This is a genomic window from Paenibacillus sp. OSY-SE, assembly GCF_000283315.1.
Lineage (GTDB): Bacteria > Bacillota > Bacilli > Paenibacillales > Paenibacillaceae > Paenibacillus_B > Paenibacillus_B profundus.
Genome location: NZ_ALKF01000200.1, coordinates 26,662 through 47,126, shown reverse-complemented (window position 1 = coordinate 47,126; position 20,465 = coordinate 26,662). Strand labels below are relative to the sequence as shown.

Here is a 20,465-nt window from a genome sequence, read left to right as displayed (position 1 = left end):
TGGTTACACCTCCATCACAAGCAGCTCAGGGTTAGCGAGCAATTGCTTGATGTAGTTCATAAAGTTTTGTGCTGTTGCGCCATCGATGAGACGGTGGTCGAAGCTAAGGGACAATGCCATTACTGGCGCCACTACGATTTCGCCGTTCTTCACAACTGCTTTCTCGGAGATACGTCCTGTACCCAAAATTGCAACTTCAGGGTAGTTGATGATTGGTGTAAAGAACATACCGCCCGCGGAACCGATGTTCGTAATCGTGATGGTACTGCCTTTCAATTCGTTCGGGCCGAGCTTGCCATCGCGACCGCGAGTCGCCAAATCCTTAATGTCGTTCGCAATCATCCAGATGCTGCGGCGATCGGCGTCTTTAATAACCGGTACGATAAGACCATTGTCTGTGTCTGTTGCGATACCGATGTTGTAGTATTTTTTGTACACGATCTCTTGAGCTGCTTCGTCAATCATCGCATTCATCGCTGGGAACTGACGGCATGCTGCCACGAGTGCTTTCACGATGAACGGCAAGTAGGTTACTTTAGTTCCTTTTTTCTCCATCATCGGTTTCAGACGCGTACGGAATGCAACGAGGTCTGCCACTTCAACTTCGTCCATAATCGTTACGTGTGGAGCTGTATATGCCGATTTAACCATGGCGTTGGAAATAGCTTTACGGATACCTTTGAATGGTACACGCTCTTCATCAGCGTCACGGCTTGCTGCTGCAGCCGCAGGAGCGGATTTCGCTTCAGCCGCTTTCGGTGCTGCTGCTTCTTCCTTAGCCACTGGAGCACCGCCGTTGGCAAATGCTTCAACGTCTTCGCGTGTAATCTTGCCGTTCTTGCCAGTTGCAGAAACTTCACCGATATTTACGCCCAAGTCGCGAGCAAGCTTGCGCACGCTTGGTGTAGCCAATACATCATGATTCGGTGCTGCTGCCGTACCTTCTGCTTTAGGAGCTTCCGCTGCGCCGCCTTGTGCTGGAGCCGCTTCTTCCTTCGCTTCTTCTTCTGGCATTGCTTGCTCAGGGATATCGCCTTCTGCGTCGATAACTGCTACGACTTCACCCATATGGCACACTTGTCCATCTTTTGCAAGCACTTCCAATACCGTACCATTTACCGGACAAGGAACTTCAACGACAGCTTTGTCGTTCTGGACTTCCATGATGATATCATCATCAGTCACCTTATCCCCCGGTTTAATATGCATTTTAATAATTTCGCCTTCATGCAGCCCTTCCCCTAGTTCAGGGAAGCGATACTCAAATTTAGCCACAAAAATAACCTCCTTCTCTCTGTTCGGTTCCTTCTTAGAAGTTCAATACCTTGTTGACGCCCGCAATGATGCGTGCTGGATTCGGCAACCACTGATCTTCAATCTGTGCAAATGGATACACAGTGTCCGGACCAGCGATACGCAGTACAGGAGCTTCGAGGTGCAGAATTGCTTTCTCGTTGATTTGCGCAATCACTTCTGCAGCCACACCGGAAGTTTTTTGAGCTTCTTGCACGACAATGACGCGGTTTGTCTTTTTGACAGACTCTACGATCGTGTCGATATCGAGCGGCATCAATGTGCGAAGGTCGATGACTTCTGCTTGCACGCCTTCTTTTTCAAGTTCAGCAGCTGCTTTCATTGCTGTATGAACCATCAAGCCGTATGCCAAGATTGTAACGTCTTTCCCTTCACGGACGACATTAGCTTTGCCAAGCTCTACCGTATAATCATCTTCAGGCACTTCATCACGGAATGCATGATATAGGTTCAAGTGCTCCATGAAGAATACTGGATCGTTGTCCCGAATTGCAGAAATGAGCAAACCTTTTGCATCATAAGGATTCGAAGGAATTACTACTTTAATACCCGGAGTTTGAATCATCAAACCTTCCAGGGAATCTGTATGCAATTCCGCTGCTTTAACACCGCCACCAAATGGTGTACGGAATACGATTGGCGCATTGTAGCGTCCACCGGAACGGTAACGCAGGCGCGCTGCTTGCACGCACATTTGGTCAAGCGCTTCGTAGATAAAACCGACGAATTGGATTTCAGCTACAGGGCGGAAACCTGTAACGCCCAGACCAACTGCCATACCGCCGATTGCGGATTCTGCCAGTGGCGTATCGAATACGCGCTCGTCCCCGAATTCTTTTTGCAAGCCTTCTGTTGCACGGAATACACCGCCGACATGGCCAACGTCTTCCCCAAATACAACTACGTTAGGGTCTCGTTTCAATTCCACGCGCATTGCGTCGCGAATCGCTTCTTTCATATTCATTTGTGCCATTGCTTTGTTTCCTCCTTACCGTTATCGCAGAGCCAGAATGGAATCAGAACAACCTCGTCAGCTAACGATGGTTCGTTCTATATATAAGTTGCCGGGTCACATCATCTTAGGACCGGCTATATTAATCGTTCTTATTGGAAGTCAGCTTTTTGCTCTTCCAAATGCTGCGGTGTCGTTTCGTACATGCTATCGATAAGACCTGCAACTGTCATTTTTTCCGTTTGTTCGGCACGTTTGATTTCAGCGTTTACTTTTGCTTTCGCTTCGTCTTTCACACGTGCTGTATCTTCTTCGGTCCACAGACCTTTTTTCTCTAAGTATTTACCCAAGCGAACGATCGGGTCTTTAATCGCCCATTCCGCTTCTTCGTCTTTTGTACGGTACTTCGTAGTATCATCCGCCATGGAGTGTGGACGGAAACGGTAAGTTAAGGATTCGATCAATGTTGCGCCTTCGCCTTTACGTCCGCGTTCTGCCGCAATTTGAACTGCTTTAATGACCGCGAGCACGTCCATTCCGTCGACTTGCATGCCGTGGATACCAGCCGCAACGGATTTATGTGCGATCGATTTCGCTGCTGTTTGCTTCGTGAACGGAGTCGTAATGGCATATCCGTTGTTCTGAACGAAGAAGATGACAGGCAGGTTAAATGCGCCTGCGAAGTTCAAGCCTTCATAGAAGTCACCTTCTGAAGAACCGCCGTCACCCGTATAAGTGATTGCGACTTGCGCTTGTTTTTTCAATTTGAAGCCCATAGCAATACCCATCGCGTGCAGGATTTGCGCACCGATGATGATTTGCGGCATCAATACGTTGACGCCTTCTGGAATTTGACCGCCGTGTTGATGACCACGGGAATACAAGAATGCTTGATAAAGCGGAAGTCCGTGCCATACAATCTGCGGCATATCGCGATATGCCGGAACAACAAAGTCTTCTTTCTGCAGTGGATACACGCTGCCGACCATAGAAGCTTCTTGACCGGATACCGGTGCGTAGAAACCGAGACGGCCTTGGCGGCCCAAGTTGATCGCACGATCGTCCCAGGTGCGTGTAAATACCATGCGGTACATAATTTCTTTAAGTTGCTCGTCCGTCAACTCCGGCATCATATCCGGGTTAACAATTTCTCCTTCTGGAGACAAGACGGACAACGGTTGAATATCTTCCGTCTGAACTTCGAATGGGAACTTGCTCATGTTTTCTCACCTCAATAAAAGTTTGAAGATTTTGTTTCGCTGTTATAGAATCATTATACACCTGTTTTAATCGTTTGGTCAAAAGAAAACGCGGAAAAAGTGAACATTCTGTTTAATTGTTGTTATAACAGCACTCAAAACCTACTATAACAGGCTGTTACAAAATTGTGAACTTGTGCACATGCAGTGAACATTTTGATGCACATTATATATGGTAGAAAGCACTCACTTTCCACATTTCTGCTTTCATCCGTGTTCACGACAATGAACCTAACAAAGATATTATTGTCCAACATGGACTAAATTTTGCATGAGGCGGTGTAACTAATGTCGGATTCTTCTATTTTAAAACGTACTATTGTCAAACACGACATTCCGAGCAACCATTTAGGCGGGAGTCGCCGTGTTCGCGTCTATTTACCACCCGGATATCAAGAGGTGCTCAGCTATCCTGTCGTGTACTGTCAAGACGGCGAAGATTTTTTTAACTTCGGCCGCATTGCAACCCATGCCAACAAGCTCATTATCGAAGATGACATGGAGCCGTTCATTATCGTCGGCGTCGAAGTCGACAAAAAACTGCGCACATCCGAGTATTCTCCGGACGGGGTGCGATTTGAATCCTATACGCGTGCTTTTGCTGAAGAAATTGTGCCAGCCATCGAGCAGCTCTATCCCGTCCGCACGGATTGGACTGAAGTCATCTTAGCCGGAGATTCGCTAGGAGGGACCGTTTCGTTGCATCTGGCGCTGATGTATCCCGAGCGGTTCCGTCAAGTCATCTCGTTATCTGGCGCCTACTATCCATCTTCACTTGAACTGATGACGCTTGAGAAAGATTTGTCATGGCTTCATCTGTTCATGATTGTTGGTTTACAAGAAACGGCGTTCACGACCGACACTGGCACCTACAACTTCGTTGAATTGAACCGCAATGCGAAACAAGTACTGGAAGCACGCGGCGCCCACATTCAGTATGCAGAACATGAAGGCCAGCACTTATGGGGATTCTGGCAGAAGCATGTGCCTGATGCGCTCCGCTTTTTCCTAGATTAATTAAGTTATATGTATCTGCCTTGCACTACTTATGGAAACATATAGCATTGTTCCATACCAATTGAAACAAATGCAGCAGCGGCATACAAGGACGTATGTCACTGCTGCACCATTACATTCCTCTACATTGTGGTCAGCAAATGTTGTTCTTGTACAATCCGCTCAAGCAGCGTGGAGCAACCCGAAGATACCAAGCGATAAACCTCATCGAAATTTCCTGTATGATACGGATCCGGAACATCTTCTGCGCTCTCTTCCGGAAGCAATGACATGAATCTGATCACAGTCGATGTCTTGCTCGACGCCCCTTCCCAGTTCATAACATTGCTTTCGTTACTGCGATCCATGCACACGATATAGGTGAATTGTTGAAAATCATCCGGATGGAGTTGTCTTGCCTTCATTCCGCTATAGGAGATTCCTTGATTATCTAATATACCGCGGGTTCCTTCATGCGGCGGTTTCCCGATGTGCCAATCTCCGGTTCCAGCAGAGTCCACTACGAGCTGTTCAGACAACCCCTTGTCTTTAATCTTTTGTCGTAATACCGCTTCAGCCATAGGTGAACGGCATATGTTTCCTAGACAGACGAACAACACTTGTACCATCCTTCATCCTCCTTATATCAATATATCTTAATAGAGGTTATTCTAAAATCCCTTTTTGAACACGCACCTATACTTTACGGCACGTCAGCTTCCTTTGGCAAATTTCTATTTAAATCGACATCATGTCATTGGTGGTGTTGCAAAAATCCGCTATACTTAATATTGTAATGTTTAGAAGCGATGTATTGATTATAGTGAACCATTATTTATGCTTTTGAGAAAAGGACGGTTACGAAACATGTTGATACATACACCTGAGCCACGGCCTTCGCAGGTCATCATTTATGCCGGGGGGCAATTAGGCGATTCCATGCTAACTCTGCTTGAGACGGCCGATTATGTAATCGGCGCCGATCGAGGCGCGCTGTTTCTCATTCAACATCACATTCAGCCTGACCTGGCGGTAGGCGATTTTGACTCCGTTCAGGAAAATGAGCGCATATGGATTCGAGAACAAAGTCGACAGTATATCGATTTTGATGCCGTTGACAAGGATTACACGGACACGGAGCTCGCCTTTAACATCGCACTTGAGTGGCTTCCCGAGCAAATTACGCTGTGTGGCGTTACCGGAACTCGCCTGGATCATACATTGGCCAATATCCACCTGCTGCGCAAAGCTCTTGACGCCGGAGTAGCCTGCCGAATTGTAGATGACCACAATTTAATTATGATAACTAACTCAGCTCTTACATTGACGCGCCAGCCCTTTCCCTACATCTCTTTATTACCGCTCAGCAGCGTTGTCACCGGCATCACATTGGAAGGCTTCGCATACCCTCTTACGAATGCAACCTTGCAGATCGGCCAATCACTTGGAATAAGCAATGAATTTGTTAATGAAGAAGTTACAATTACCGTTACAGACGGGTATTTGCTCGTCATGTGCAGCCGCGATTAGCTTTCGCGGTTTTTTAATGGTTACAAATTGTCATTTCTCATCTAACTTTAATGTAATCGCTTACACATTGATGGAGCCTTACTTTATTTTATGGAGTTAAATTTTAGGGGGTGGGTTTGGTTATATATCCTCTGCTATACTCTGGATGTAATCAAAAACGTATACGGAGGGATTGACACTCATGACAAAATCCACTACTAAACGTTGGACGCGCCTTATTGCGATCATGTCTATCGCCACTCTGCTCAGTGGGGTGAGCGCTTACAATGCTCCCCGTATTGAAGCCGCACCTGCCGCAACGAACACGAATGCATCCTCCTACTGGGATGGATTTGAGCTTTATCCAAATGACGGATACGATAATGGTTCAAACAATACGACAACTACTAATACAATTGCTGCGAAGATGATTAATCTCGGTGATAATTATTTGGGTGTAAAATATAAATTTGGCGCTTCTACTGAAACGACAAAAGTATTTGATTGCTCGTCCTTTATGCACTTTCTGTACATGAAGCAAGGAATTGACTTGCCGCGCGCCTCTTATGAACAGGCTACCGTAGGAAAAAAAGTGCAGCGCAGCGAACTAAAAAAAGGAGATTTGCTCTTTTTTGCAACCGGAAGACGCGGTAAAGGAAAAATTGCCCACGTCGCCATGTATGCCGGAAACGGGAAAATTTTGCATACATTCGGTAAACCCGGTGTCACTTACTCTGATTTGAAGGATTGGGATGATACGTACGTTACGGCACGAAGAATTCTGAACGACGATATTATTGCACGTGCGAAGACTTCCATGCAGCGTTCCGACACACCTATTAAAGCAAGCTAGATTGTTGCTTCGGGGCTTTCCATGCGATATCCATGCCCCCGCACCGTACGAATGAATTTCCAGCCGTGTCCGCGATCAATCTTGCGGCGCAAATAGTTAATATACACTTCAACGATATTGGTTTGCGCGTCAAAGGCCATATGCCACACTTCGCGCAGCAATTCCTCACGAGAACAAATGCGGTTCGTCCGCAATGCCATATATAAGAGCAATTCGTATTCCTTTGGAGTTAAAGGTACGGGTTGCTCTCCCCTGGTTACTCGTTTGCGCTCTATATCAATGGATAGATCACCGATTGCAATGACTTGATTGGTCTCTTGTTTCAGCTCTGTGCTAAAAGCCCGCCCTATGCGTGCATCCCACTCCTCAACCGGGCACGGAAAACGAATAATATCATTATATCCATGCTGTAAAGCAGCGTAGATTCCGGCGGGCACCGCATTGGGCACTATCAGAATAACGGCCCCTTTTACATAATGAACCTCCATCGTGAAGAGCGCTTGAAGCTGCGGAGGAATCTCAAGAAGTCCCTCATCATTATCTGTATACTTATCCAAGCTTAACGCGATCGCGACATATTTAAGGTGAGAATGAGTTCGAAGTGTCTCCTGCAGCCTTTCCCGCAGCGCCTCTTGAATGACAGCCCACTGCCATTCGTCACATAGCAATTGTTCTATCGGTCCGTCCATCCATTGTTGAAACCACGTCTGAATATGGTTCGTATACGAGTTGCCGGGGTGAACATGAATGAGAATGTAGGATTTAGACATTTGCTGACCTCAGTAAAGGAATTATATAATTTCTCTATATCCTCATTCTGTCCCTAACTCCCCCAACTTAAAGCATCAATCCCCCTAAAATCGCACACATGAGCACGACGACCCAAGGCGGGAGCTTCCAAGTTATCAATAATAACGTGCCAATCAAAATGATGGTAAAGTGTACGGGGCCGTGCACAGATGTAATCCATACCGGATTGTACAGCGCGGCCAGCAGCAATCCGACGACGGCGGCATTCACGCCTTTAAGCGCTGCACGAACAACGCGCCACTGCCGCAGGCGATCCAAGTACGGCAGCGTTGCGCCTATTAATAAATACGACGGGAGAAATATAAATAAAGTTGCAATGCACGCATATCCAATTCCTAGCCAGCCCGGCGCTAATGATGCGCCGATAAAAGCGGCGAAAGTAAATAATGGCCCGGGAACGGCTTGAGCCGCTCCATAGCCCGCCAGAAGGATGGACTTATTAAGCCATCCCGCATGCGCCAATTCTTCTTTGAGCAGCGGCAGCACAACATGACCGCCGCCGAATACTAAGGAGCCTGTGCGGTACATCATGTCGGTCAGTTGAGTAATGACTTGGAATGAAGCTGTTTTTAGCCATGGCAATACGAGAAATAGCCCAGAGAATGCGGCAAGCAAAAACAGTGCAGCCGTCCGGTGTAAATGATTGTCAGGCTCAGTCGCTTGCGATGGAGTTGCTGCGATCTCTTGCTGTCCGTTGTCATCATGCTTTCTGAACAGAAGCACTCCAACGATGAGAGATATCAAGATAATCGCCAGTTGTCCGTACATTCCCGGAACAAACAACGCCCCCGCTGCTGCGGCAATGGCAATCGTGACTCGTGCCGGATCTGGTGTCAGCTGCTTCGACATCCCCCATAGCGCTTGAAAAATAATCGGCACCGCGACCAGCTTCAAGCCTTGAAGCCAGCCCGGCATATCGTCAGGAAGCCAGCCTAGGCCGAGAGCGAATGCAATCAGCAAGCATGCGGAAGGCATAGTAAAGCCGAGCCAAGCCGCAATGCCGCCTAACCAGCCGGCCCGGATCATACCGATGCCAATGCCAAGCTGACTGCTGGAAGGACCCGGCAGCATCTGACACAGCGCATTCAATTCGGCGAATTGATTGTCATTGATCCAACGTAATTGTTCTACATACTTTTTGCGAAAATACCCAATATGCGCGATCGGACCTCCGAAGGACGTCAGTCCTAAATGTAATGCCGCCACAAACGTATCCCATACGCGTCTCGATGCACTCGGCATGACAAGCCTCCCATGATGTACAAATTAGTTGCATCGATCCAGCTCTAGACGGAACTTCACTGCCGTTTGCCTTATGTCAGCCCTTTCCACAACCGCATGGATAACCGCGATACCGTCTGCCCCAACCAACCTCTAACACCAGCTCCATAACATCGTTCACGATAAATGAAACCTACGCTTGACGACTAGCCGCCGCAAGACGATGTGCAAGCCGAAGACGTTCCGCCGCCATCAAGCTGGAGTCAGATGCTTACTCTCTAAATTCATAGCATGTTATTCCAGATGAAAGCAATATCTTTACACAATCTTCAAGCTTGCCATCATGCACATTTTCTGTGAAGCAATCGCGACGCCCGCAGCGCTCATCGAATCATACCTTCCAACGGGCTGCTCGCTGTAGCATAGCGTTTCATCGGAATTCGACCCGCTTCATACCCCATTCGACCCGCTTCAATCGCCAGTTTCATCGCCGCGGCCATCTTTACCGGATCGCCTGCTCCTGCTACAGCTGTGTTGAGCAGAACTCCGTCTGCCCCCAGTTCCATTGCTTTCGCCGCATCTCCGGGTGTACCGATTCCTGCATCCACGATAACCGGAATTTCAGATTGTTCAATGATGAAAGATAAATGAAGCGAGTTTACCAAGCCAAGACCCGAGCCAATCGGAGAGGCCCCTGGCATAACTGCATGGACGCCTAATTTTTCGAGCCTCTTAGCAAGAATGACATCATCCGAAATATACGGAAGCACAATAAAGTCTTCTTGCAGCAATAGTTCGCAAGCTTTGTAGGTTTCGATTGGATCGGGAAGCAGCGTCTTCCAATCCCCGATTACTTCGACCTTAATCATGTCGCATAAGCCAGATGCTTTGGCCAAGCGAGCAATGCGGACCGCTTCTTCTGCGTTCTCGGCCCCTGCTGTATTCGGCAGCAGCGTATATCGGTTCAAATCCAACTGTTCGAGAAAGTTCGGTTGTGCCGGATCGTACACGTTCATTCTTCGCACAGCAAATGTTAAAATATTTGCCTCCGACACTTCAGCCGCCTTGCGCTGGATGTCAAAATTAGGGTACTTCCCCGTGCCAAGCAGCAAACGGGACTGAAAACGATAGGGACCGATACATAACGATTTCGACTCATCAGAATTCATCATTATCCCCCTCCTACAAAATGTACGATTTCCACGCGGTCTCCGTTCGCCAAGCCCGTCTTGGCATGGTCCGACTTATGCACGATGCTCTGATTCAACTCCACCACGACGATCCGGTTCTCCATCTGAAGATGAGCGAGCAGATGCTGTACCGTCATTGTCATCTCAGGCAATTCCATTACTTCACCATTCACAGTAATCTGCATATGCGTAACGCCTCCTTAGCTAAATTCCAAGGCCCGAACCTGGGCGCGTTGCGGAGCAAAATGTGTCATCACCGGCCAAGGCATCTGCTGAACTCCGTCCGTTATCCATTGCGCCAACCCGATCCCAGTCGCGGCGCTGAGCAATATTCCATTGCGGTAATGTCCTGCAGCAAGCCACAGGCCATCGTATCCTTTCACAGGTCCGATGAAAGGCAGTCCGTCTGTTGTAGCCGGACGCAGACCAGCCCAAGCTTGTATCCATTCCGCTTCTGCCAATGCAGGAACAAGACAAGTGGCTTGACTTATAAGCCGCTGTATCGCTCCCACCTTCACGGTCCGGTCATACCGCATCGCGTGAGATGTAGCACCGATATAGATGTTCCCTTCGCTTTTAGGTACGATATAAGTTCCGTTTCCATAAACAACTGACTCCATCTGTAAAGCATGAGAGCGTACGACAGCAAGCTCCCCTTGCACCGGATAAAAAGTAAGATCAACGCCCAAATCTCTCGTCAACATACCGCTTTCCAAGCCGGAACAAATAATGACGGCGCCCGCATGCCAACTCTGGCCTAACGTTTCCACCCCAATGACTCGGCCGCTCTTGTGTAGAATATGGGTAACTGTCTGGCTTTCCACTATTCTGGCTCCGTAACGCTCCGCACTTCTTGCGAGTGCAAATGTCAATTTCGTTGGTGAGACGTGCCCCTCATCTGTAAGGAAGAAAGCTCCCTGCAGTTCAGAGCTCAACCTCGGTTCCATCTTCATCATTTGTGACGAAGGATGCCATCGGATGCCACCTGAATCGATACCACCTTCATTCGAATATGTATTGGTCTGCTGCAACTCATTCTGAATGTCTTGCACGTCTTCAGCAGAACCAACAGGAATGAACAGTCCTCTCTTGCGAAGCTCAATATCAACGTGCGACTGCTCCCACAGTTCTTCTGCCCATATAGAGAAATAATCTAGGCTTAGACGAGCAAATGATCCGAGGCCCTTATGTTTGAACCGTTCTGCGACAGGTGCCAGCATGCCCGCTGCTGTACATGTCGTGCCAAGCCCAAGACGGCCGCGCTCCAGCAGAGTGACTTGCAGACCTCGCTTGGACAGTTCGTATGCGATAGCACAACCAATGACGCCGCCACCGACAATAAGCATATCCGTTGTCTGCGACTGGTGAGTGGTATAAGACATTTTTTTCTCCTCCCGCACAATGTAATGGTGGACAAATGTGTATCTCTCTATGACCGAAGCATTGAAGTGCCTTGAACGGCAGCCATTAATGATTCTCTATACCGTCGAGCAGATAGTGCAGGATGCTCGTCATGCCAGATGCCGGACATGACCGCCACACCAGAAGCACCAGCCGAGATCACCTTTCCGATATTGTCATAAGTAATTCCACCGATGGCTACGATGGGAATCGTAATCGCTTGTCTGCAGCGCCTCAGTGCTTCCTCCCCTTTTGGCTCCCGTCCTGGCTTGCATGCTGTTGGGAAGACATGACCATAGATGATATAATCGGCGCCTTGCTGTTCTGCTTGCCTTGCTTCTCGTTCGTCATGCACGGAGACACCCATCAGAAGCTGAGCAAACGCGGCGCGCACCGCATTCGGGGGCAGGCTATGGTATGCCAGCTGTACGCCACGCAAATTCGCAGCGGCAGCCACATCCACGCGGTCGTTGACAATGAGTTTATGCTGAGGAATCCCCGCTTCCCGATACTGCTCTACTGCGTCCCACATCATGCGCGCGGTCCACTGCTTCTGCCTAACATGGATGGCATCGACATAAGGATGTATGTCTACCGCGATCTGGACACATTCCAGAAGGGACTCGCATTCGGGTGTAACCGCATGCAACCACGGGATTATCATAGGAAATTATCCTTTCTTGATCGGATATTGACTGAGCATCGCTAACGTGCTGCAAGCATCCATCCGTCACGAGGACAAAATAAAAAGCCACTCTCCCGTAGAGAGTGGCTTTGATTGAAAGTAGGAACCGAGCTAGATGTACCGGTGAAAGGAGAAATGCGTGCGTGTTCATGTGCCATGCCAAGCATTCAAAAACAATATATCCTCCAGAGAATGCCGCGAACAAAAAATCGCGCATTGTGCTGCAATAGCACCTCTAGCATATATCTACTGCTGAGCAAGCCAAGACTTACACGATTCTCAAGCCTTATGTAACCAGTCATGAGCAAGGATGACCCAATCAATCCACACTTCCCTACGCTGGTATAACCCAGATCAGGTGTTTAGGGTCCGAAGCCTGCGCTTCATCTCAGCCGAATCACGGCACCCCTAGTGATGGATGCAATATTCATGATGTGCAATGCAACGTTAGTGTAACATGAAACAAAACAATTGGAAAGAACTTCTTCCTTTATGTCCTTAATGTGTTCCCGTTACTCCGAAATCATCTGTAGAAGCTCGGTCCGCATGATAGAATAACACGTCTCCGTCAAGAAGGCGGAATGTGATTCCATAAGGATCTGTAAATTCATAGTTAAAACCTTCACGCTTCCATTGATTCGTTAATGGAGCATCAATATATTGCAGGTGCGGAAGATTCAACTCTCCATTCCGGATGGTCTCGATGTTAAAGTTGACTATCAGATAACCGTTCCGTAAGAAGAACGGAGCTTTGTCATCAAAATGAAACTGACGGCTCAGATCATAACCTTCCGGCACGATATATAATTTGGATGGCAAGTTATACTCACCGTACCATTGCTGAATCGACGCGAAGGCTCGTGACGGATTGACTCCTTGCGGAATGGCGAGCGGTCCCAGAAAAGTGCGCAGCTCTTTCGGCAAACCAATCAAATGGTATCCGCCAATATTAGTTTCCTTCTTGGCCCGCTGCACCCATTCCCTAATGAAGACCTGTTGGCTCTTTGTCATCTGACTTTCGTGCAGGTTGTAATAGGCTGCGGCTGTGTCGACAATGGATTGTGCATCCATGTTGCGCAATCGGGCGTCCAGTACAACATTGCGCTTAACGGTATCGTGTTGCGACCCAATTTTCACAAATCTCCGCTGTTCCGTATGATAGTAGACGTTCACTTTTTGCCGTTTCTTGCCGTCCTTGTCCATGAAGTAGAAACTCGGTTGGATTCGAATACTGTCCTGTGGCCCGAACATATTCCCTTTTGTCTTTAAGTCAAACTTGAAATGATATCCCGTCTTTATTGCGATATTTTTATAGCCTGAATTCGAATGGCTTCCTTGGCGCACCGGCAGCACGTGCGGAACCCCACTCCCTCTTGGATCCCCATCGATATTGCGATCACCTACCCAGTAGTACGCACCCGTATGTTCCTTATTCCCTTTTTGCTTACGAAATACCGCTTGTAGTGATAGGTAAGCGTTTGATGCAATCTCCGGCTTTTCCCCCACTCTGCACCGTACGTGAGTCTTTCAACTCATACGGCGCCCCATCTACTCGCAGCGGAACATGATCGGCCATTCAAGAGTAGACTTAGGGCTGTTCCTCCATACCCATTACAGATATTTCATCAGTCGTTCCCCTACCCTCACAAGGATAAATTCATTTCAGCTTACGCCTTATAGCAACCGCCTAGGGTGACAGCCCTTATTGCGACGTTCCTTGCTTTCCAAGTGCCTTGTAACTTAGCTATCCATGCTGACCTTAGGTGCTGCCTATGAGCCTGTGGGTTGGATACCGCCCTTGTTCGGCATAGCGAATTTCCTAACTGGGATTTGTACTTTTCGCCACCCACGCTAACGTATAGTTAGCCTATATGTTTCCATATCGTTCTCATCTAGACCCGTACATTCAGCAGTTCGTCAGTTCGGTCTGAACATCCTCACCATAGTCAATTTTTCAGCCGCCCGGCATATCCGTTGGCATACCTTCTCTAACCAAGTGGCTCTAGCCTTCGTTCTGCCGACTCTACCTGTGCTTCACACCCTGTAACCTGTCTATTACAGCGCGCGCAGGAGTATTCGCGGGATGGTGTTGGTGTACATGGTTCCCTCATTCCCATCCTCAGTTACAAAGTTAGGTTTGATTGCTAAACCCCTGCCTTTCGCTTAAATGCTACGCTTATAGCAGAACTTGTCGCACCCCAATTGAAATCGCTGATGTCGGTAATTTTAAAATCATATAGACGACCGATCACTTCGATCGGAATCATGTCCGCAGCTCGATGGTGCGCTAGATCTAGATTCGCATTTCGTTGAGCCGTTGCGTCAGATGGCGCGTTCTCTGCTGTTGATCGGAATTCAATAGTATAGTCTCCCTCGTCCACCCATACCGGCAGGAAAAAATCTGCTCGTTCTTGTGAAACTGAAATACTTATCCATGTGCTTTTCGGAAAGAACTGCGATCGATCCGCACTGTATGCGTCAAATGGGAATTTGACTTCTTTTGATCGAAAATACTTCTGGAAATCCCGCTCCCCATATCCCGGTATGTCTCGATGTTTTCCAGTTGTCGGCATGTATACTGTGAACGGCCGATCCAAAATGAAAGACGAGCGATTCAGATTCGGTTTCGTTTTTTGATTATGCTCTCTATCATCGGATGCCATCGCATATAATAAGACTGGGGTATGTATCGTAATCGTGTTCATACCGTTTATCGGGAACTGCCGATCGGAACCGCCATTGATATTGTTCGGTAAGAGGTCGTAATAGATCGTGCCCGTGCTCGACACATCCTTCGCGTTAGCCTTATGACTCTCAATCAGTTGGCGATCCTTATACAACACGTTCTCATTGATTAGAAACGGCAGCGGTATCGAGCCTGGCGTGGGGCCACGCTCGTCCGTCACATCTCCATTCATTACCGTGTTCCCCTTGAAAATGAGCGAATCGTTGCGTACCTTTACCTTCCCAATTGCTTGCTCCGCTGCCGACTTGAACGCTCCAGAGTAAGTCGGCAAATTCTTCCCTACCGTTTGCGGCGGTAGAGTGATAGAGCGAGGGTGCGGTTCGCCTGCAACCCCTCCATTTCGAGCTACCTCGAAGTCAGGTGGAGTATATCCCGTTGGTTCCAATATAACGCTGCTATTAGGCAATGCTTCATTTCGCAGCTCGGCTTGACGGATTTTATACACTTCCAAGTTGTCAATGACCCAGTATGAATATGGGCGCTTCACCGTGATAGTTTCACTTACCGTTTCTTCCTCTTCCATTTCTTCCGAATTTGTTTTTCCATCAGGCCCTTTAGTGGATTCGGTCCATGTTTTCGTGAACGTCTTCGTAACAGGAACTTCATAGGTGCAAATCCCACTCATTGGAACAAACTTGTTCTGGAACAAATAATTAAGAGCAACTGCATTTGCGTAAAGCGCCTCTGATGTTGGAATGCCCCTAGATACGTCGAAGCGTTCATTTCCTCGGTTGTCCGCCAAAATCTTTGCCGATACCTTTGGAACCATCGTTTTCGCCTCTATCGGTGTACCTCGTGTAGGAGCTGTACAACGTCCATTAGGATCGGGCTTCGGATCGGGATCTGGATTTGGGTCTTGTGGAGGACCTCCAAACTCTTTATAAACGGCAACCACATTCGTCCCTCCGAGGCTAACCGTGTAATTCCTTTGTGTCAGCCGCGGATTCGTATCCGGATCGCCGTCCTGCTGGAACCTTTGTTCGTTCGGCTTACGAGCACCTTGTATGTATGATTTATATATTTTGTACTTCTTCCCGTTATGGTCTATTTCTTTCTCAAATGTATGTGAGATAGTCGAGCCGACAGGCCAGTTTAAATGAATTGGCAGACTCTGATTTTCAATCTTTTTACGATTGATTTCCGAGCCATTAGATAATTTAATTATGGAGTATGACGGAAAAAAAGAAGAGTATTTTACTTGAATATCATAAAATTGGCCAAATTCTCTATCGTTCGCCCACGTTTCCGCCTTTTTAATACCCTGTAAGTCATAATATCTTACCCCTGTCGGTATTCCCCAATGTAACACGTCAAAAATAGAAGAAATGTATATCGTGTCACCTTCACGAATTTCTTCTAGACCTGCTTCACCTAATGCTTTAGAGGCAACCTCCTCCGGAACTTTAAATTTTGTTCTTAACACCCCGTTGCCAAGATCTTTTTCATCGACTTGTTCAAGCCGGTCGATAATGCCCACTGGGCCTTTAGAACGTGGGTCACATTGTGCTTTGCCAGGTTCACATCGAGGTTCCCGATGTATCATAAATCCGGTAGTGCGATACTTGATATTCGTTGCTGCTTTTTGGCTTTCTGTAAAAAAAATAATCTCTCCGTCTTTAACCTCTATCGTATCTTTCGCGAATGTTATAGGTGATAGACAATTAAAAAGAAATAAGATAAGAAATATGAGACCGCACCATTTTTTCATTCTAGTGAACCTCACTATTTACTAGCTTTAACAACAGCATTATCTAAAAACAGACTTGGAGTACTTAACATTAAATTAGGTGTATAATGAGCACCATTAATATTTGATCCGAGAGGAATATCAGCATATCCTTCGTACCATACATCTTTTTCATATCTCAGCAACTTTCCATTATTATTCTTCTCTAAATGAAAGCTGCTATCATAAATCAGATCCTTGTACCTATCAAAATTGGTAATACGAAACTTATATTTTGTTCTCATTCTGTAGTGCAAACCATCGTCATAAACAAGGCTTGGTTCAGCTAACAACGAACCTTCTACCTTGATTTTATTTCTCTTTACCCAGTCCACGTATGCTTTCATTTCTCCGTCCCCACCAAGCATATTTTCATAATTTCGAACCTGCTTTGCCCAATTGTACTCAATGTTTTTATAATCCACATTCAAAACTAAGCCATAATACTCTTCTATTTTCTCCTTCCAAGCATCTACATTTACTCGATTTATATGTGGCTCACTTAATAATTTCAATGGATTCATAAATTTATCTTCTTCGCCCTTTTCAATATGCAGAGGAACTTCATACATTTCATTCGGAATATCCTTCAAAATATACGGGAAATCCTTATGATTCTTCGGTAAATTCGTCGTTCGGATTTCGCGGCCGTACTCGTCCAGCTTCACATCCGCTTTCTCAAATCCCGGCGTTTTAACATAAACATAGTAAGCCCCCTTATCGAACTCGACCTCGGTTCCAAACGCTTCGCTGACAAATCGAAGAGGAACGAAGGTGCTGGATCCGATCATCACCATTTGACTGTCAAACGTTGTGGCTTCTCCGTTGATGTACGCGGTCGAATCATTCACCTTCATTTCGATCCGGGCATCTCCTTTTTGAATCATCGCTTTCTTGCTTTTCCCATCCCATTTCACTTTGGCGCCAAGATTTTCAGACACGATACGCAACGGGACCAACGTACGGTTGTTAGCGTCCATCATCGGTCGAACTTCTTGGAATGGAATCTTGTTCCCATCTAGTACAATTTCAAGAGCACGTTGGGTAGCATCGTATTTGAGCGCTGATGCAGTCGAAATTAGGCCCGGAAATGAGCCAATAGCCATTGTCCCTGCAATCACGAATGAAACTATCTTTTTCATGTTCGATTCCCTCTCAGTTCTCTCATTTTTTGTCCATCTCAGATCGAATTAGCCTTCATACATACACGCTCATCTTCAAGCTATCACCAAGCTGTGAGATGACGTTATATATTGAAGCTTTTGGATTTTCTTATTTTTGTACGCATCTCCCCCTTCCGACACTTGAATAGTTTAATATCGATATATCACTCTCCAAAATTTACCTTATTTTTTAATTTGAAACAATGTATCTAATTGCATACTTTCAAAAAATATCCATTACGGGCTGCTTCCTTCTCATTAGAGAATGTCTCTTCTATATAATCTGGAGCACAACGACTCGGAAATGCATATTTAATGTCATTTATCATCGTGCCATAATACACATCTCGCTTTAAGAGACGCGAGCCTCCAAGCGCGTAATTGTTATATGTGCCATGCCCTATAGGAAGTCCCTGCACAAATGCGAGAACACCCACATCATCAATCGTATTATTCCATTCTTCGTTGGAAATGGTGGGCAACGTAAACGTGTAGGACACCCCATTGCGGGCAGCCCATTCATTATGCTTATTTATGGCATATTCCAGTTCATGTTGGATCGCATTCACAATCGTTGTCCGGCGAACAGCATCAAATCGAGCATCATTCTGCAGCAATGAAATGGCAGAAATCGTTTTTAATTCACGTTGAAATCCTTCTATCCATTGATTTGCACCTGGCTGATAGATAACAACAAAATCGTCCAACGTAAATGAGAATACATTGCCTTCTTCATCGGTATACGCATAAGGAACTGTCGGTTTCCATACATGTTGGAGTCTCACTCCCCCCTTCGGGTCCACGTACTCTTCTTCTGCATATATATCAAATCCGTCATACCCGATGACCGCAATAACCGGAATGTAATGCTTTAATAGATTTTGTCCCATCGGATCAGCGAATAGCTCGAAGTTAACATAAAGCGTATTAAAGAAAGCTTGAATCGCATCCGCTTTGCGCAGCTCCAATCGCTTATGTGACTCATACCCTTCCTCCGTCTCCTTCCAGATCGCGGAAGTGTTCAAGGCGAACGCCGCATCATTCACAGCATTGTCTAGCACTTGATTGTACTGGGATTCGGTATGAAGCTTGAACATTTGTTCTTGCGCATGCAAGCGATTAATCCAAAAGAAGGGTAACATAATCAACACGAACAGGATGGGAAATTTAATAATCTTCATTTCGAACCAGCCCCCCTACAGGAACGACAATCTTCTCCGTCGGCGCAAAGGATTGACTTAACCAGTCCAACAGAACGGTCGCTTGCGTCCGATTCGTATTTTTTACCGTGACACTAAAGTAGTCTCCAATCTTTAGCTTATACCGTCGATTTGGCGCATCGATCGGTTGAGCAAGATAGGGAAATAGAGTCTTCATAATCAACGCTTTGTTGTTGAGCCGGTAATGTACCAAAAAGTCGGACTTGAACGTATTCTGCTGCACAGGGTCCTCGTAAACAGGGTCATATTTCTTTTCATAATGAATCATGTCTACGTCGAACATATTCCCCGTTAGTTCGATTTCCATCGCGAACCGGTTCCACATCTCTGGCGTAACGACGCCCTTGTCCCTTACCGCATCGACAAACTGATGGGTGCTCTTCATGACATACATCGTTGATATTTCATCTTGTCTCTGAAAAGACTCCAATAGAGGAAAGATAAACAGCAACAGTATGCCTAACAGGGTGGCTAGAAGCTTCAGCAGTGCATTAACCACACACTCTCCCCCCTATTGATATATTACTCGCACGATTTCTCCCGTTTCATTTCGGATCACCTGTGCGTGATAGGTCTTTTGCTGTGGAATACTTCGTAGAGACAATGCTTCTACATCCATTTCCGGTGTGTAGACCATGCCTTCGACGAGCAACTCTACCTGCGTTTGCGGCAGCAATCGTATCGTATGGATGACTTCAGCACCCGTTCGCTGCACTACATCCGCAATTCGAAGCGTTTGATCCAAATTTCGATCTTTATGCTGGCTTTCAACATCGGCTTGTCCAATCGCAGCTGAGGTATCATGAGCAAGCTGAAGCGAGAACGATAAGGCTGCAATGAAAAAAAGGATAGCGGCAGAAAAACCGATTAAAATTCGTGCATTGTCCATATTTGCCTCCAAATAAAAAGGGCGACTCCATGTCAAAGGCACCCATTATCCGATTACTGCTTATTGCTGCACAAACACAATCCCTCGCGTTACATTGCTCGAGTCGATAATGACCTTTGCTTTGAATTTCCCGCTCGGGTTCACATAACTGTCCTGTGACTCCATCTGGGCTATCTCGATGTTTTCGTTCCGTTCGGATCTGGAAATAGTTCCGTTCCCAAGAACTTCATACCCATAGTACACACCATCCCCTTTGCTCGCTTTATTTTTCCCGGTAACAACACGGATGCCGAACTGATCCTGCATGTAAAACTTGCGGATTGCATTAATCACCTGCGAACCGCTGACCATCGTATTGTCGTATACCGTGAACGAAGCTTTGCTTAACTCTGTTTGAATGGATGAGAATTCATTTTGAGCTGTCTTCGTCGCTTCCTGAGCAGACACGAACAGCAGGACCACAATAGTAATCAAAGCAATTGTTAAAAATATTCCTGCCGCCACTTTTAAAGCGGATTGAGCATTGTTCAT

At 46.7% G+C, this 20,465-nt stretch carries 20 protein-coding genes and 1 riboswitch; of the genes, 3 read left to right on the top strand and 17 right to left on the bottom strand.

The features are described from left to right. Positions 1 to 3: 3 nt before the first annotated feature. From A372_RS0126220 to pdhA, 3 genes are all read right to left on the bottom strand, one after another. Positions 4 to 1,275 (bottom strand): dihydrolipoamide acetyltransferase family protein, encoded by a 1,272-nt coding sequence (locus A372_RS0126220; protein WP_019423896.1) that lies wholly within the window; start codon positions 1,273 to 1,275, stop codon positions 4 to 6. A gap of 34 nt (positions 1,276 to 1,309) precedes the next feature. Then, complete coding sequence (locus A372_RS0126215) at positions 1,310 to 2,287, bottom strand: alpha-ketoacid dehydrogenase subunit beta (RefSeq protein ID WP_019423895.1); 978 nt, start codon at positions 2,285 to 2,287, stop codon at positions 1,310 to 1,312. A gap of 131 nt (positions 2,288 to 2,418) precedes the next feature. Then, on the bottom strand, positions 2,419 to 3,486 hold the full coding sequence (pdhA, locus tag A372_RS0126210; protein ID WP_019423894.1) for a pyruvate dehydrogenase (acetyl-transferring) E1 component subunit alpha: 1,068 nt from the start codon (positions 3,484 to 3,486) through the stop codon (positions 2,419 to 2,421). A 327-nt stretch (positions 3,487 to 3,813) separates the two neighbouring features. Between pdhA and A372_RS0126205 the strand changes: the two genes are divergently transcribed. Then, positions 3,814 to 4,542, top strand: coding sequence for an alpha/beta hydrolase (locus A372_RS0126205; protein WP_019423893.1), 729 nt, complete (start codon positions 3,814 to 3,816; stop codon positions 4,540 to 4,542). A 122-nt stretch (positions 4,543 to 4,664) separates the two neighbouring features. Here the strand turns inward: A372_RS0126205 and A372_RS0126200 are convergent, their stop codons facing one another. Then, the gene (locus A372_RS0126200; RefSeq protein ID WP_019423892.1) at positions 4,665 to 5,150 is read right to left on the bottom strand and encodes a low molecular weight protein-tyrosine-phosphatase; all 486 of its coding nucleotides are present in this window, start codon (positions 5,148 to 5,150) and stop codon (positions 4,665 to 4,667) included. Between the two features lie 238 nt (positions 5,151 to 5,388). On the opposite strand from A372_RS0126200, the gene A372_RS0126195 reads away from it, so the two are divergent. Next, positions 5,389 to 6,051 (top strand): thiamine diphosphokinase, encoded by a 663-nt coding sequence (locus tag A372_RS0126195; RefSeq protein ID WP_019423891.1) that lies wholly within the window; start codon positions 5,389 to 5,391, stop codon positions 6,049 to 6,051. Between the two features lie 181 nt (positions 6,052 to 6,232). Further along, positions 6,233 to 6,883 carry a C40 family peptidase gene (locus A372_RS35635; protein WP_019423890.1) on the top strand — a complete coding sequence of 217 codons (651 nt, stop codon included), beginning with the start codon at positions 6,233 to 6,235 and terminating at the stop codon, positions 6,881 to 6,883. Here the strand turns inward: A372_RS35635 and A372_RS35630 are convergent. The 13 genes from A372_RS35630 to A372_RS0126120 form a co-directional block, all read right to left on the bottom strand. Beyond that, a complete protein-coding gene (locus A372_RS35630; RefSeq protein WP_019423889.1) occupies positions 6,880 to 7,653 on the bottom strand; it encodes a winged helix-turn-helix domain-containing protein in 774 nt (257 codons plus the stop codon). The genes A372_RS35635 and A372_RS35630 overlap by 4 nt on opposite strands. A gap of 67 nt (positions 7,654 to 7,720) precedes the next feature. Then, positions 7,721 to 8,935, bottom strand: coding sequence for a chromate efflux transporter (gene chrA, locus A372_RS0126180; protein ID WP_019423888.1), 1,215 nt, complete (start codon positions 8,933 to 8,935; stop codon positions 7,721 to 7,723). Between the two features lie 362 nt (positions 8,936 to 9,297). Then, positions 9,298 to 10,086: a thiazole synthase gene (locus tag A372_RS0126175; RefSeq protein WP_019423887.1), complete on the bottom strand. Its 789-nt coding sequence runs from the start codon at positions 10,084 to 10,086 to the stop codon at positions 9,298 to 9,300. After that, positions 10,086 to 10,289 carry a sulfur carrier protein ThiS gene (gene thiS, locus A372_RS0126170; protein WP_019423886.1) on the bottom strand — a complete coding sequence of 68 codons (204 nt, stop codon included), beginning with the start codon at positions 10,287 to 10,289 and terminating at the stop codon, positions 10,086 to 10,088. The genes A372_RS0126175 and thiS overlap by 1 nt, the downstream gene beginning before the upstream one ends. A gap of 15 nt (positions 10,290 to 10,304) precedes the next feature. Next, on the bottom strand, positions 10,305 to 11,504 hold the full coding sequence (gene thiO, locus A372_RS34770) for a glycine oxidase ThiO (RefSeq protein WP_337484959.1): 1,200 nt from the start codon (positions 11,502 to 11,504) through the stop codon (positions 10,305 to 10,307). 29 nt (positions 11,505 to 11,533) lie between these two features. Further along, entirely contained in the window at positions 11,534 to 12,169 is a 636-nt protein-coding gene (locus A372_RS34765; RefSeq protein ID WP_019423884.1) for a thiamine phosphate synthase, read from the bottom strand. Between the two features lie 335 nt (positions 12,170 to 12,504). Next, positions 12,505 to 12,610, bottom strand: a riboswitch (TPP riboswitch). 78 nt (positions 12,611 to 12,688) lie between these two features. Next, positions 12,689 to 13,696: a hypothetical protein gene (locus A372_RS0126150; protein ID WP_157259726.1), complete on the bottom strand. Its 1,008-nt coding sequence runs from the start codon at positions 13,694 to 13,696 to the stop codon at positions 12,689 to 12,691. 638 nt (positions 13,697 to 14,334) lie between these two features. After that, positions 14,335 to 16,644 (bottom strand): DUF5704 domain-containing protein, encoded by a 2,310-nt coding sequence (locus A372_RS35625; protein WP_026011301.1) that lies wholly within the window; start codon positions 16,642 to 16,644, stop codon positions 14,335 to 14,337. 14 nt (positions 16,645 to 16,658) lie between these two features. Beyond that, positions 16,659 to 17,804 (bottom strand): copper amine oxidase N-terminal domain-containing protein, encoded by a 1,146-nt coding sequence (locus A372_RS0126140; RefSeq protein WP_019423883.1) that lies wholly within the window; start codon positions 17,802 to 17,804, stop codon positions 16,659 to 16,661. 230 nt (positions 17,805 to 18,034) lie between these two features. Further along, complete coding sequence (locus A372_RS0126135; protein WP_019423882.1) at positions 18,035 to 19,006, bottom strand: hypothetical protein; 972 nt, start codon at positions 19,004 to 19,006, stop codon at positions 18,035 to 18,037. Further along, positions 18,993 to 19,544: a hypothetical protein gene (locus A372_RS0126130; RefSeq protein WP_019423881.1), complete on the bottom strand. Its 552-nt coding sequence runs from the start codon at positions 19,542 to 19,544 to the stop codon at positions 18,993 to 18,995. Before A372_RS0126130 ends, A372_RS0126135 begins: the two co-directional genes overlap by 14 nt. A 12-nt stretch (positions 19,545 to 19,556) precedes the next feature. After that, a complete protein-coding gene (locus A372_RS0126125; protein WP_019423880.1) occupies positions 19,557 to 19,934 on the bottom strand; it encodes a hypothetical protein in 378 nt (125 codons plus the stop codon). Between the two features lie 60 nt (positions 19,935 to 19,994). After that, positions 19,995 to 20,465: a hypothetical protein gene (locus A372_RS0126120; RefSeq protein ID WP_019423879.1), complete on the bottom strand. Its 471-nt coding sequence runs from the start codon at positions 20,463 to 20,465 to the stop codon at positions 19,995 to 19,997.

Excerpts from the sequence above, each read along its gene's own strand:
- A372_RS0126215 (WP_019423895.1), bottom strand. The coding sequence starts at position 2,287 with ATGGCACAAATGAATATGAAAGAAGCGATTCGCGACGCAATGCGCGTG.
- pdhA (WP_019423894.1), bottom strand. The coding sequence starts at position 3,486 with ATGAGCAAGTTCCCATTCGAAGTTCAGACGGAAGATATTCAACCGTTG.
- A372_RS0126205 (WP_019423893.1), top strand. The coding sequence starts at position 3,814 with ATGTCGGATTCTTCTATTTTAAAACGTACTATTGTCAAACACGACATT.
- A372_RS0126200 (WP_019423892.1), bottom strand. The coding sequence starts at position 5,150 with ATGGTACAAGTGTTGTTCGTCTGTCTAGGAAACATATGCCGTTCACCT.
- A372_RS0126195 (WP_019423891.1), top strand. The coding sequence starts at position 5,389 with ATGTTGATACATACACCTGAGCCACGGCCTTCGCAGGTCATCATTTAT.
- A372_RS35635 (WP_019423890.1), top strand. The coding sequence starts at position 6,233 with ATGACAAAATCCACTACTAAACGTTGGACGCGCCTTATTGCGATCATG.
- A372_RS35630 (WP_019423889.1), bottom strand. The coding sequence starts at position 7,653 with ATGTCTAAATCCTACATTCTCATTCATGTTCACCCCGGCAACTCGTAT.
- chrA (WP_019423888.1), bottom strand. The coding sequence starts at position 8,935 with ATGCCGAGTGCATCGAGACGCGTATGGGATACGTTTGTGGCGGCATTA.
- A372_RS0126175 (WP_019423887.1), bottom strand. The coding sequence starts at position 10,086 with ATGATGAATTCTGATGAGTCGAAATCGTTATGTATCGGTCCCTATCGT.
- thiS (WP_019423886.1), bottom strand. The coding sequence starts at position 10,289 with ATGCAGATTACTGTGAATGGTGAAGTAATGGAATTGCCTGAGATGACA.
- A372_RS34765 (WP_019423884.1), bottom strand. The coding sequence starts at position 12,169 with ATGATAATCCCGTGGTTGCATGCGGTTACACCCGAATGCGAGTCCCTT.
- A372_RS35625 (WP_026011301.1), bottom strand. The coding sequence starts at position 16,644 with ATGAAAAAATGGTGCGGTCTCATATTTCTTATCTTATTTCTTTTTAAT.
- A372_RS0126140 (WP_019423883.1), bottom strand. The coding sequence starts at position 17,804 with ATGAAAAAGATAGTTTCATTCGTGATTGCAGGGACAATGGCTATTGGC.
- A372_RS0126135 (WP_019423882.1), bottom strand. The coding sequence starts at position 19,006 with ATGAAGATTATTAAATTTCCCATCCTGTTCGTGTTGATTATGTTACCC.
- A372_RS0126125 (WP_019423880.1), bottom strand. The coding sequence starts at position 19,934 with ATGGACAATGCACGAATTTTAATCGGTTTTTCTGCCGCTATCCTTTTT.
- A372_RS0126120 (WP_019423879.1), bottom strand. The coding sequence starts at position 20,465 with ATGAACAATGCTCAATCCGCTTTAAAAGTGGCGGCAGGAATATTTTTA.